The sequence below is a fragment of the Clostridium caldaquaticum genome (assembly GCF_023806125.1).
Lineage (GTDB): Bacteria > Bacillota > Clostridia > Clostridiales > Clostridiaceae > Clostridium_AT > Clostridium_AT caldaquaticum.
This window is the reverse complement of sequence record NZ_JAMSKT010000022.1, coordinates 32350-46575: the sequence shown is the minus strand read 5'-3', so window position 1 is coordinate 46575 and position 14226 is coordinate 32350. Positions and strand designations below refer to the sequence as shown.

The 14226-nt window shown below is 30.7% G+C and carries 11 protein-coding genes; 10 read left to right on the top strand and 1 reads right to left on the bottom strand.

Annotation, left to right across the window (positions count from 1 at the left end; translation table 11 throughout):
• From M2651_RS12825 to M2651_RS12805, 5 genes are all read left to right on the top strand, one after another.
• Positions 1–845: restriction endonuclease subunit S (locus M2651_RS12825; RefSeq protein WP_252132734.1), on the top strand; the 845-nt coding region annotated here is incomplete at its 5' end.
• A gap of 89 nt (positions 846–934) precedes the next feature.
• A complete protein-coding gene (xerA, locus tag M2651_RS12820) occupies positions 935–1921 on the top strand; it encodes a site-specific tyrosine recombinase/integron integrase (RefSeq protein WP_252132733.1) in 987 nt (328 codons plus the stop codon).
• A 258-nt stretch (positions 1922–2179) separates the two neighbouring features.
• Positions 2180–3181 (top strand): Rpn family recombination-promoting nuclease/putative transposase, encoded by a 1002-nt coding sequence (locus M2651_RS12815; RefSeq protein WP_252132732.1) that lies wholly within the window; start codon positions 2180–2182, stop codon positions 3179–3181.
• Positions 3182–3423: 242 nt separating this feature from the next.
• Positions 3424–4773 carry a glucose-6-phosphate isomerase gene (locus M2651_RS12810; protein WP_252132731.1) on the top strand — a complete coding sequence of 450 codons (1350 nt, stop codon included), beginning with the start codon at positions 3424–3426 and terminating at the stop codon, positions 4771–4773.
• A gap of 57 nt (positions 4774–4830) precedes the next feature.
• Positions 4831–5268, top strand: coding sequence for a YaiI/YqxD family protein (locus M2651_RS12805; protein ID WP_252132730.1), 438 nt, complete (start codon positions 4831–4833; stop codon positions 5266–5268).
• 57 nt (positions 5269–5325) lie between these two features.
• Here M2651_RS12805 and pulA read toward each other — a convergent pair whose 3' ends face one another.
• Positions 5326–7458, bottom strand: a complete 2133-nt coding sequence (gene pulA, locus M2651_RS12800; RefSeq protein ID WP_252132729.1) for a type I pullulanase — start codon at positions 7456–7458, stop codon at positions 5326–5328.
• Positions 7459–7615: 157 nt separating this feature from the next.
• Here pulA and M2651_RS12795 point away from each other — a divergent pair, with 157 nt between their 5' ends.
• The 5 genes from M2651_RS12795 to pcrA all read left to right on the top strand — a co-directional run bounded on the left by M2651_RS12795 (position 7616) and on the right by pcrA (position 14211).
• Positions 7616–9619: a triple tyrosine motif-containing protein gene (locus M2651_RS12795; protein WP_252132728.1), complete on the top strand. Its 2004-nt coding sequence runs from the start codon at positions 7616–7618 to the stop codon at positions 9617–9619.
• Between the two features lie 96 nt (positions 9620–9715).
• Positions 9716–10369: a lytic transglycosylase domain-containing protein gene (locus tag M2651_RS12790; RefSeq protein ID WP_252132727.1), complete on the top strand. Its 654-nt coding sequence runs from the start codon at positions 9716–9718 to the stop codon at positions 10367–10369.
• A gap of 77 nt (positions 10370–10446) precedes the next feature.
• Positions 10447–11163, top strand: coding sequence for a pseudouridine synthase (locus M2651_RS12785; protein WP_252132726.1), 717 nt, complete (start codon positions 10447–10449; stop codon positions 11161–11163).
• A 358-nt stretch (positions 11164–11521) separates the two neighbouring features.
• Positions 11522–11827, top strand: a complete 306-nt coding sequence (locus M2651_RS12780; RefSeq protein WP_252132725.1) for a YerC/YecD family TrpR-related protein — start codon at positions 11522–11524, stop codon at positions 11825–11827.
• Positions 11828–11967: 140 nt separating this feature from the next.
• Complete coding sequence (gene pcrA / locus M2651_RS12775; RefSeq protein ID WP_252132724.1) at positions 11968–14211, top strand: DNA helicase PcrA; 2244 nt, start codon at positions 11968–11970, stop codon at positions 14209–14211.
• Positions 14212–14226 lie beyond the last annotated feature (15 nt).

The following is a 14226-nucleotide window of genomic DNA, read 5'->3' as shown; positions in this document are numbered from 1 at the left end:
ATTTAGACAGACTAAAAGAAAAAGCTAAAGGAATGATTCCAGGAGTAACGCGTGAAGATATCCTTGATGCTGAATTTATTGAGGTAAGCTCTAAAGAGCAACAGAGGATAATAAAAATATTAGATAAAGCTCAAGAATTAATAGATAAAAGAAAAGAACAAATAGAAGCTTTAGATGAATTAGTCAAATCGAGATTTATCGAGATGTTTGGGAATCCATTTGATACAACCAAATGGCTAATTAAGAAATTAAAGGAAGTTTCTATATCCATTTCGGATGGTAGCAATATTGATAAAAAGTATTATCAAGAGCGTGGAGAAGTGCTATTTTTAAGAATTCAGAATGTATGGTGTAATGAATTCAGATTAGAAGACTCAGTATATATTTCAGAAAATGTTAACCAAGATTATATAGATACTTCTTTACATACGGGGGATTTGTTAATAACAAAGATTGGAAGATTTTATACAAAAGATAGTAGTTTAGGTCGAGTTTCACTTTATTTAGGAGAAAATGATAAAGCAAACTATAGTAATAATATTATGAGGGTTCGATTAAAAGATGAGGTTCTTAGCGAATATGTTAACGCTTTACTGAATCTGGATGATTATAACCAATATATAAGACGCGTTAGTGTTGGAGGAACTGATAAAAGAGCATTAAGCAAAACACTAATTGGAGATTTTCCTATAATAGTTCCACCAATGGAATTACAAAAAAACTTCATAGACTTTGTTAAACAAGTAGACAAATTGAAATTTGCAATGGAGAGTAGTTTGAAAGAATTAGAAAACAACTTTAATTCGTTGATGCAAAAAGCATTTAATGGAGAATTATTTAACTAAATAAAGGATTCTGGCATTTATTTAGAAATTTAATGTTTGTACATGGCGATAATATTACAATCTAATTCTTTTTTGAAAGGGAGATTGTAATGGAAAAGCTTATAGTTGAAATTGAACAGGAAATGATAAAGATACTTAATAATATGCAGATGGAAGAGCTTCATAAGGTTTTATTAAAAAAGCTACAAGGCGCTACTTTAATAGATGAAGCTAATAATAAGGATTCTGAGAACGAAGAAGTAGATTATTGCAATTTATTTATTTGTGCAAAGCGTGTAGAAGGTTGCTCAGAAAAATCTATTAAGTATTATAAATCAACAATACACAATATGCTAAAGTCATTAAGTAAACCAGTGAAGCATATAACAACAGAGGATCTAAGAGGATACTTAGCAGAATATCATAGAAAAAGTAATTGCAGTAAGGTTAGTATTGATAATATCAGAAGAATTTTATCAACATTCTTTTCATGGCTTGAGGATGAAAACTACATTATAAAAAGCCCTGTAAGAAGGATTCATAAAATAAGAACTGGAAAGATTGTGAAAGAAGTATATACAGATGAGCATTTGGAGTTAATGCGTGATAACTGCAGAGAAATACGCGATCTTGCAATTATAGACTTGTTAAATTCTACAGGGATACGTGTTGGGGAGTTAGTAAAATTAAATATTGAAGATATTAATTTCAATGAGAGAGAATGTATTGTTCAAGGAAAAGGTGATAAGCAAAGAAGAGTTTATTTTGATGCAAGAACTAAAATACATTTACAAAATTATCTTAATAGTAGAGTAGATAATAACAAAGCATTATTTGTATCATTAATAGAACCCTATAATAGGTTAAATATTAGTGGTGTTGAGATTAGAATGAGAGATTTGGGAAGGAAACTTAATATTAATAAGGTACATCCTCATAAATTTAGAAGAACACTTGCAACAAGAGCTATTGATAAGGGGATGCCCATTGAGCAGGTGCAACATCTATTAGGACATCAGAAGATAGATACAACGCTTCAGTATGCAATGGTAAATCAGAATAATGTTAAGATTTCTCATAGAAAGTTTATTGGGTAGAGCTTTAGGTGAGTTTATATATAAAATTGAAATTTGCAATGGAGAAAAGTTTAAAGGAATTAGAGGACAACTTTAACTCATTGATGCAAAAAGCTTTTAATGGTAAATTATTTAATGAACTTTACAATTCAAATTACGAATTAAATAAATATTAAGCAGTAGACTAATTTATAAGCTTTTATATATAATTAATATATAGGGTTTTAGGAATAAAACTTAACTTATACATTCTGTATTCCAGGATGTATAAGTTAATAGTTGAAGTTAAAACCCTATAGAGAAGCCTATAGTAAGGACGTGACTATTATAAATAATGAAATTCATAATATACATGATAAAACATATAAGGATTTATTGGGAGATAAAAAGGTCTTTTTAGATATGCTGAAATCTTATATTAATAAGCCTTGGTGTGATAAAATATCGAAAGATAACCTTACATTGATAGATAAAAGTTTTATTCTTTCAGATTATGAATACCGAGAATCAGATATATTGTATAAAGCTAAAATAGATGATAAAGAAGTTTATTTTTATATATTATTAGAACTTCAATCTACAGTTGATCATAGTATGCCCATAAGGTTATTTTTATATATGGCTGAAATTTATAGAAATCATCTTAAGAATTTTAAAGAAAATGAAGTTAAAAAAGTAGAGTTTAAACTTCCAGCTATAATACCTATAGTTTTATATAATGGGGAAGTATCATGGCCTAAAGATAGAAATTTTAGAAATAAAGTTTATGATGAGGAGATGTTTGGAGATAATATAATAGACTTTAACTATAATTTGATTGACGTAAATAGTTATGATGAAGAAGAATTGGTTAAAGTAGGAGATCTAATATCGGCTATATTTTTACTAGACCAAAATATAGATGTATTAGAATTTGTAAATAGACTTAAGGAAATAGCCGAAAGGTTTAAAAATATAAGTAAAGATGATATAAGAAAATTAAATGCATGGATAAGAAAAACTACAAAGGATAATTTAGAATTAGATAAAATATTAAAAGTTGATGGAGGTGTAGATTTAAATATGACATCAGCAATATCAAGAAATTTAGAGAAATTGGCAGATGAAAGCAGGATGGAAGGAAAGCTTAAAATTTTAATAAAACAATTAACAAAGAAATTTAAAGAACTTCCTGAAAAATATATAAACAGTTTATCTCAGTGTACAGATAAAACATTAGACAAGATAGCTGAAGATATATTTGATATAAATAGTCTTGAAGATTTAGATAAATATTTTTAAAAAATTCTTAAGGTAGCTTAGCAGCTACCTTATTTAAATATAAAATGATTGTTAAGTATGAAACTTAATTCTGTATAAATATATTTTATGTTGCTAAACTATAAGTAGTTTGCAGAAAATTAATTAATCTTAAGTGAATAGATAACTTTTCTGTATAACTTGATTTATCTGCATAGTTAGGATAAAATTTCAGTTAGTGGTTAAATTTATTTTATTTTAGAAAATATAAGGAGGAAAAATTTATGTCTAAAGCTTTAAGCCTTGATTTGACTAAAGTTAAACCATTTTTAAATGACAGTGAATTAACTAATCTTCAGCCAATGATTACTGAAGCTCATAATATGCTTCATAGAGGTACAGGTGCAGGTAGTGACTTTTTAGGCTGGATAGACCTTCCAGTAAATTACGATAAAGATGAGTTCGAGAGAATCAAAAAAGCTGCTGACAAGATTAAGAGCAATTCCGATGTGCTAATTGTTATAGGAATAGGCGGTTCTTACTTAGGAGCAAGGGCTGCTATAGAAATGCTGTCACACAGCTTTTATAACATTCTGCCAAAGGCAAAGAGAAATACACCATTAGTATATTTTGCTGGAAATAATATTAGTTCTACATACATGGCTGAACTGCTTGAAGCTATAGGAGGATTAGATGTATCAGTAAATGTTATATCAAAATCAGGTACAACTACAGAGCCAGCAATAGCTTTTAGAATTTTTAAGGACTATCTTGAGAAGAAATATGGAAAAGAAGGTGCAAAGGAAAGAATATTTGCAACAACAGATAAAGCAAAGGGAGCATTAAAGTCTTTAGCTGATGCTGAAGGTTACGAAACTTTCGTAATTCCAGATAATGTAGGTGGAAGATTTTCTGTTCTTACAGCTGTAGGACTTCTTCCAATTGCTGTTGCTGGAATAAACATAGATGAGATGATGAAAGGTGCTGCTGATGCTAGAGAAGCTTACAGCAATCCAGACTTATTATCAAATGACAGCTATAAATATGCTGCAGCTAGAAATGCACTTCATAGAAAGGGCAAAGTTACGGAGATATTAGTAAATTATGAGCCATCTCTTCACTATTTCAACGAGTGGTGGAAGCAGCTTTATGGAGAAAGTGAAGGAAAAGATAATAAGGGAATATTCCCTGCTGCTGTTGACTTTTCAACAGATCTTCATTCTATGGGACAATATATTCAGGAAGGACTTAGAAATATTTTTGAAACTGTTATAAATGTTGAAAAGCCAAGAAAAGAAATTACTATTGAAGAAAGTGCTGAAAATATAGACGGTTTAAATTTCTTAGCAGGAAAGACAATAGATTTTGTAAACAAAAAAGCTTTCCAGGGAACTGTTCTTGCACATAATGACGGCGGAGTTCCAAATATAATCGTTAATGTACCTGAATTAACTCCTTATTATTTTGGATATATGGTTTATTTCTTTGAAAAAGCCTGCGGTATAAGCGGATATCTTTCAGGAGTAAATCCATTTGACCAGCCAGGAGTTGAGGCATATAAAAAGAATATGTTTGCTCTTCTTGGAAAACCAGGCTTTGAGGATATGAAAGCACAGCTTGAAGCAAGATTATAATTAATAATATAAAGCTAGGTAATATAACCTAGCTTTAGTTTTAGAAAGGCTAAGCAAATGAGGATAATAGTAGATGCAGATGCATGTCCAGGGAAACACATAATTGAAGAATTAGGAAAAGAGTATGGTCTGGAAGTAATAATGTATTGCGATATTAATCATGTGCTATTTAGTGATTACTCAATTATAAAATATATGGACAGCGGCTTTCAAAGTGTGGATATGGCTGTAGCAAATGAAGCAAAGGAAAAAGATATAGTAGTTACACAGGACTTTGGAGTAGCTGCTATGGTACTAGGAAAGAAGGCCTTGGCTATAAGTCCTAAAGGATATATTTACAGTAATGATAATATTGACAAGCTGCTTTTTGAAAGGCATATATCAGCTAAAGTAAGAAGAAGCGGAAGGAAAACTCCTAATCCTAAAAAGAGAAGCAGAGAAGATGATGAGAGGTTTTACAATAATTTATTGAAGCTTATAAAAAGCTGTCTTTAACAAGAAGATGAAGCAAAGTTAAGGTAAGTAGTAACTTTTGCTTCATCTTTTTCTGCATTAACGATACAAAACATTAATACATATATCGTCTACTTCAAAATAATTTCCATTAAATGTTCTTAAGATTTCAACTCCTGCTTTATACTTATCTGCAACAATATTCCAATAACCTTCTGGGATACTTACTTTTACTTTTTTTTTATTTCCATTATAAATTACTAAAATATCTTTCCAAGTATCATTATTAGCATAATTTTTAAGTATAAAAGCAATAACATTTTTAGGGGTATTAGATAAAAACTCTAAGTGTTTTCTTATCATATCAACATTGTTCATTCTAAAAGCACTATGCTCTCTTCTAAGTTTAATTAAGCCTTTATAGTACTCCATCACATCAAGAAAGTCAGATTTTCTATCCCAATCCATACAATTTACAGCGTCGCCTGATTTTACGCTGTCTTCAACTCCATATTTTGTTCTGCAGAACTCTGCACCAGAATGGAGAAAAGCTATTCCTTGAGAGGTTAAAACTATAGCATTGGAAAGTTTGTGCATAGCTTTTAGTTCCTCTTTGTCTGCATCAGGATTTGAAAATTCAAGTTTATCCCAGAGAGTATTGTTATCATGGGCAGAAACATAGTTTATAGATTGGTCTGGAGTCTGAAAAAGAGAGTTCCCCTTATTAAAATAATCAGTACAGCCTACTATGCAGTTTTTTATTATTTCCTCCAAACCTTCTTTACCGCTTACAAAGCCTTTATCTTCTTTTATAAATACGTTTCCTCTGATTGAGTTTCTGAAAATATCATTAAAATGACCTATGTGAGGCATTTTAATTGAATTTTTCATGTTTGCTTTAAGTTCCTCAGGCAGCATTGTATTTAAATTCCAGCCTTCTCCATAAAGCATTATTGGTCTGTTTAAGCTGTTTAGTTTTTCTCTTACTACATTCATAGTTGTTATATCATGGATACCCATTAAATCAAATCGAAAACCGTCTATATGATATTCCTTTGCCCAATAGTAAACAGAATCTACAATAAACTTTCTCATCATAAGCCGTTCTGAAGCGGTGTCATTGGAACAGCCGCTTCCATTTGAAGGAGTACCGTTTTCGTAAAATCTGAAATAATAGCCGGGAAATATTTTTTCTAAATTTTCATTTTCTAAATTGAATACATGATTGTAAACTACATCCATATTTATGCATAGACCGTGTTTATGCATAGTCTGAACTAAGGTTTTTAGCTCTAAAATTCTTGTTATTGGATTATATGGGTTAGTAGAATAACTTCCCTCAGGACAATTATAATTTTGAGGGTCGTAGCCCCAGTTATATTTAACAGGGTTTCTTTCATCTGTACTTACATAGCTGAAATCATAAATAGGCATAAGCTGCACATGAGTAACTCCAAGCTCTAATATATGACTTAAACAAGTTGATAATCCTTTACTGGATTTTGTGTTTTCTTCTGCAAGACCTAAGAATTTACCTTTATTCTGGACACCGCTGTCTTTATGCATTGATATATCTCTAATAGAGGTTTCGTATATAATAGCATCGGTTAAATTTTCGAGTTTTGGGGAAATATCCTTTTCGAAATTGTTTGGATTGGCAGAATTGAAATCTATAATTGCAGCTCTGTGTCCGTTAATTCCAAGTGCTTTTGCGTAGGGGTCTACTGCTTCATTTTTTTTACCATATACAGTTACCTCATAAGTATAAAAAAATCCATTTAAATTATTGTCTATTTTTAAGCTCCAGACACCATTCTTTTCGCTCATTGGAAAAGATGCTGGACGTTCATCTATACTTGGATCCCCGCTTTTATATAGTAATAGATTTATTGAAGAAGCTGCAGGAGACCAGACTTTAAACAGAGTACTATTTTGGCTGTAAAAGCAGCCTAATGCTTCATCTGTGTAATATCTTCTGTTAAATTCAAAAGTATTAAATAGTTGTCCATAAATCGCTTTTACTGTTGTATTATTATATAAAATAAAGCATTCATCTTTAATATTAATATCATTTTTTAATAATAATATTATAGAATTTTTTTCAAAGTCAGCCTGCAGTATGTCTATGTTTTTATTGCCGTTTATTACTACCGCATTTTTCCAATGAAACTCATAAATATTATTAAGTATTATTTTTATTTTGTTAAATTGGGTAACTACTGCATAAAACATAATTATTACTCCTTAATATAAGTTAAAGTCTTGTTATAGGAATATTATACCAGAAATTGCAGATTAGTATTATAATTTTACAAAAAACCTATAACAAATTATGGAATTGTAGTATAATATATTATGAGGTATATTGTATACAGGGGATGAGATTTTAATGAACGAGATTGTTATAACTTTTGATTTGGAAAGTCCGCAACAGAAAAATACAGAAATTAATATATCCATTAGTAAAATACCAGATAATAATCTTTTATATAAATTTATGGTAGGTTTTGATGGAACCTGGGAAACATTAAAAGATTTTGGTACTGAAGAAAAAGTAACCTGGATTCCTAAAAATGATGGGAAATATGTAATTATGGTACAAGCTAAAAAGAAAGGCAGCAGCAGATCTTTTGATTACGTATCAAGAGCAGAGTATACTATTGGTAAAGATGAAGAAAGACTTATAAATAGTATATATTTGGATAAAACAAGTCTTAAAGTGGGGGATAAACTAAATCTTACAGTGGAAGCTAAAAAGATACCTGCAGTGTTTAGATACTGGATAAGAGAAAAGGAAAATTGGGAGCTTTTAAAGGACTATAGTGCGGAAAATAGTTTAAGCTTCAGTGTAAAGGATTCTGGAGAGCAGGAGATTTTAGTTGAATGCAAAGCTTTAGATTCTAAAAATAGATTTGATGATTCTCAAAAGGTAAAATTTTATGTTAATGATATAAAAAAGGTAGAGATAACTGATTTTAAATGTTTAATAACAGATTTAATTGCTGATAATGAGCTTATTTTTCAGGTAGAAGCAGTTTATGAAGATAATAGAATGATATTATATAAATTTATTAAAATAAATCCTGATGGAAGTACTCAATGTATTCAGGATTACTCAACTAAGAGAATTGTATGTTTTACAGAAAAGCAAGGAGGAGATTATAAGCTTTTATGTCTTGCAAAGGATATGTATTCTCCCAGGGAATATGATGACAGAGCACTTTTAAACTATAAAGTAAAGCCTTATAGAGATATAGTTATTCAAAGCTTTACAAGCGATTTAAGTTCACCGCAGGTTTGTGAAACGACAGTTAATTTAAAAGCTGTAGTAAGCGGAGGAAAAGAACTTTTATACAGGTTTAAGATAGATGGAAATTATGGTGAAGATTCAGGTTATACAAGAAATGATAACTATACCTGGAATACTAAAAAGCCAGGTGAGTATAAAATAGAGCTTTGGGTAAAGGATATTTCTTTTGAGGGAACATATGAGAAGTCAGCATCTATGAATTTTACAGTGGACGAACAGTGTAAAGAGCCTATTGTTATAAATGAGGTTATTTTAGATAGAAAGAATAAAATTTTAAAAGGAGAAACTATCAATGTAAAGATAATTGCCAGCGGAGGTATTGAGCTAAGATATAGTTTTCATGTTAAAAAGAATGGAAAAGAAGTAGAGAAGATAGATTTCGGCACTTGTAACTGGGTTAATTTTACACCTGAAGAAAAGGGAAAGTATGAGCTTGAAGCAAGAGTGAAGGATAAATATTCTAAACGAGATTATGACAGTCATTCAGTTATTTATGTTGAAGTTTATGATTATATGCCTGCAGTTATTGATTATGTTTTGCTGCCGGCAAGAGAAAATTACATAGTTGGAGATAGTTTAACTTATACAGTTATAGCTCAAAATACTAAAAAAATTTTATTAAAATATGTATTGAGCATAAATGGACACAAAGTTGAGGAAACAGACTATGTTAAGGATAAAAAATATGCCTTTACTCCAAAGTGCAGCGGAGCCTATTCTTTAGAGATTTATGCAAAAAATGAAGACAGCGATAAGGAATTTGATTGTAAAAAGGAGATTAATCTTAAGGTATATGATGCTCTTCCTATAACTAATACAAAGATTCAATGTGATAAGATAAAAGCTCAAGTTAATGAAGTTATTACCTTTTCAGCTGCTTGTGAAGGCGGAAAGGATGTACTTTATGAATTTTATATTATGGAAAAGGGAGACTGGATTTTGGCACAAAATTACAGTAAAAAGAATTATTATAGTTTTATGCCTTTTTCTTCTGGAACTTATAGAGTATTAGTTTTATGCAAAAGCAGCCTAAGAAAATGCTCTTACGAAGATTACGGAATATTTGAGTTCACAGTGGAATAAAAGGGAAGGAAAATTTATAATTGCCATTGATAATCATTAATTAATATAGCATAATAAAATTAAGGTTATAATATCAAAAGCATACAGGAGGATTAAATGAGCTTAGAAAATAGTGTACAAAACAGTGTAGAAAAGTTTATGCAAATGCAGCTAATGGCTCAAGTTTTCAAAACCATAGCTGGAGGAGAATCTACCTCCTTTCAAATAGTTATTGAAAGTTTGATAAAAGCTATGGAAAACAATGAGAATACACTGGATTTACTGGGGTTAAACGGAGATGACTTAAATAAACTAGGCTACGGGGAAGGTCAATCACTTAATGAAGTTATAAATAATATGAAAAGTGAAGTTGACAGCGATATTAAAACTAATAATATAACTATTGATGAAGCGGTGGATAAGGCTTCAAAAAAATATGGAGTTGAAAAGAAGCTTATTTTAGCTGTAATTAAGCAGGAGTCGGGTTTTAATCCACAGGCTAAATCCAGCGCTGGAGCTATGGGGCTTATGCAGCTTATGCCTAGCACAGCTAAGTCATTAGGGGTTACTGATGCTTATGATATAGAGCAAAATGTTGATGGTGGTACAAAATATCTTAGAAACCTTTTAGATATGTACGGTAATTCCAAAGAACTTGCTTTAGCTGCATATAATGCAGGTCCTGGTGCGGTGGCTAAGTATAAAGGAATACCAAATTACAAAGAAACTCAAAATTATGTAAGAAAAGTTATGAGTTATTATAATAAATAGCAGCTTTGCTGCTGTTTTTTATTTTTGTTTTAAGGGTTATAATAATTGATATAACTTAAGAGAAAGGAAAGAGGCATATGGAAAGATTGGATAAGGTTTTGGCCAATTTGGGCTATGGTTCAAGGAAAGAGGTTAAGGCACTTGTAAAAAATAAAGAGGTTGAAATTGACGGAAAAATTGCAACAGATAGTTCTGTTCAAATAGATCCTGAAAAATGTGAAATAAAAGTTGCAGGAAATGTTGTTAATTATAGAAAATACATATATTTGATGATGAATAAACCGGATGGAGTAGTTTCTGCAACTTTTGATAAATATGATGAAACTGTTATAGATTTAATAGATGATGAGTATAAAGTTTTTAATCCTTTCCCTGTGGGAAGGCTTGATAAGGATACTGTAGGACTTTTGCTTATTACAAATGACGGAGAGTTAAATCATAGACTTATATCTCCTAAATGGCATGTGGATAAAGTTTATTATGCTGAAATAAATAAAAAAGTAGAGGAGAGAGATATTGAAGCTTTCCAAAAAGGAATTGTATTAGATGACGGTTATAAATGTATGCCTGCAAAACTTGAAATATTAAGAGCAGATGAACATGGTTCAGAGGTAAAGGTTACAATACAGGAAGGCAAATTTCATCAGGTGAAAAGAATGTTTAACAGTGTTGGAAAAAATGTAGTGTTTTTAAAAAGAGTCAGTTTTGGAGGTATTAAACTTGATGAAGATTTAGCAGAAGGGGAATATAGAGAATTGTCAAAGGAAGAAATTGAAATTTTAAAAAGTATATAGTATAAGTAACAATGCAGGAAAAAATGATATTTTATTTTAAATGAAGGTTATTTATTCATTCAATAAATATTTAACAATTATTTATTGCAAAACTCTTGCATTTCATATCAGGGTTTTGTATAATGATTGTGCAAGGATAAATAAAAAGAATTAATTAGCCCCCTTTTTATTTATTAGATAAACAGCCCTGCCCCAAGGGCTGTTTTACTTTTTGTTAATGATTTTTCAATTTATCACGATAAAGTTTTAAATTGTAAAATTTTTATGTTTATATGGAATATTATTGGGTAAAATGATAAAATAAAGTAGAGTAAACGTTTGGGTTTAATAATAACCTATGTACAATGGAGGGAAATTGATGGGAGAGTATAACTCAAAGCTAGAAAGTAAAGAAATGGATTTTCTTTGCGATGCAATATTATCTTTGCAGACTAGAGAAGAAGTATATAGATTTTTTGAAGATATATGCACAATAAATGAAATAAAAGATTTAGAACAGAGATTGCAGGTTGCAAAAATGCTTAAGCAAAAGAAAACTTATCTTGATATAGCAAGTGTAACAGGAGCAAGCACTGCCACTATAAGCCGAGTGAACAGAGCTTTAAATTATGGAAGCGATGGATACAACATTGTTTTCGAAAGAATTAATTGGAAAGATAAATAAAATGTAAGTTTTATAGCCCGTTTTATTACGGGTTTTTTTATTGTTTATATTTTGTTATATTAATATGAAAATATGATATAATTAAAGGCATGTAACAGAACAGATGTTTATGTCAGCATACTTTACAGGAGGGTTGATGAATGGATTTACAAAAGCTTTTAAATAAAGAACAATACGATGCAGCTACAACAATCAACGGACCGCTGCTTATATTGGCAGGGGCAGGTTCTGGAAAAACAAGAGTTTTAACTTATAGAATAGCATATATGATAAATGATTTAGGAATTTATCCTTCTCAAATACTTGCCATTACATTTACAAACAAGGCAGCACAGGAAATGAAGGAAAGAGTTAAAAGCCTTGTTGGCGATGAAGTTGACAATATGTGGGTTTCAACTTTTCATTCAAGTTGTGTAAGAATTTTAAGACGTGAAATAGATAAGCTTGGCTACAATAAAAATTTTGTTATATATGATACATATGACCAAAAGACTCTAATTAAACAGTGCATGAAGGAATTAAACATAAACGAAAAGGACTTGGATGAAAAAGAAGTTATTAATAAAATCGGAGCAGCTAAGGATAACTTAATAGGACCTGACCAGTTTAAAAGAGAAAATCAGTATAATTTCAGGCTTAATAAGGTAGCTGATGTATATATGCTTTATCAAAAAAGGCTTAAAGCAAATAATGCTCTTGATTTTGACGACATTATATTTAAAACTGTTCAGCTTTTTAGAGAACATAAAGATGTACTAGAGTTTTATCAGAGAAAATTTAAATATATTATGGTAGATGAGTATCAGGATACAAACATGACACAGTATGAACTTGTAAGGCTTTTATCACAAGGTCATAGAAACATATGTGTTGTAGGTGATGATGATCAGTGCATCTATGAGTGGAGAGGAGCAAATATAAGAAACATATTAGATTTTGAAAAGGACTATCCAGAGGCTAAGGTAATAAAGCTTGAGCAGAATTACAGGTCCAAGGGAAATATATTAAATGCAGCTAATTTTGTCATAAAAAATAATTATGAAAGAAAAGATAAGGTGCTTAGAACTACTAATGAAGCTGGAGAAAAGATAAAGATTTATAGAGCTTTTTCTGACAGCGACGAGGGTAATTTTGTTGTTTCAGAAATAAAGAAAATAATAAAGGAAGAAGGAAAAAGATATAGTGATTTTGCTGTATTATATAGAACTAATGCTCAGTCCCGTATATTTGAAGACAGTTTTATAAAAAACGATATTCCTTACAGGCTTATTGGCGGTCTTAAATTTTATGACAGAAAGGAAATTAAGGATATACTTGCTTACTTAAGGCTTATAAATAACCCGCTGGATGATATAAGTCTTCAGAGGATTATAAATGTTCCAAAGAGAAATATTGGGGAAACAACAGTTGCAAAGATTCAGGAATTTGCAAACAATAATGAAGAGCCTTTATACAGCACTCTTTTAGATATTGAATATGTGCCAGATCTTGCAGCGAGAACTGTTACAGCTGTTAATAAGTTTACAAGTCTTATAAACAGCTTTATGAGAAGAAGAGATGAAATAGAGGTTTCAGAGCTTATTGAAGCAATACTTGAGGAGTCAGGATATTTAAAGGAACTGAAAAACTCAAAAGATATTGAAGATCAAAGCAGAATAGAAAACCTTAAGGAACTGGTTTCAGCTGCCGTTGAGTTTGAACAGACTTCAGAAGATACATCATTATCTGCTTTTTTAGAAAAGGTTACTCTTGTATCAGACATTGATAATTTTGATGAAAATGCTGACAGCGTTGTTTTAATGACACTTCATAGTGCAAAAGGCTTAGAGTTTCCTGTAGTATTTATGGTAGGAATGGAAAATGGTATTTTTCCAGGCATGGCATCTTTAAACAATGAAAGTGAAATGCAGGAATCTAGAAGGCTGTGCTATGTTGGTATAACGAGGGCAAAGGAAAAACTGTATATGACTTCAGCAGAAGTCAGAAGAGTATTTGGAAGAACTGTAGCCTATGCACAATCAGATTTTTTAAATGAGGTGCCAGCTCATCTTAAGGAATATATTAATGGAAAAAGCAGTGTACAAAAGTTTGGTATGGGAAGTTTGTCTTTAAATAGTCTAGGTAATAATGCTTCAAGAACAGCTGGAGCAGGTGCACAGAGTTATAATGTAAATAGTGCAGCTTTAAATAGTACACAGAAAACAGGAAAAATGCTGACAGCAGAGGAAGCAACCTTAGGAAGAAAGGTTAAGCACGCTAAGTTCGGAGTTGGAACTATAGTAAGTGTTACAAAAGATGGAAGTGATATAAAGCTTACTATTGCTTTTAATACCCAAGGGATAAAAAGCTTTATGCTAGGACTGGCACCATTGGAATTAATGTAAAATTTTGTTATGTTT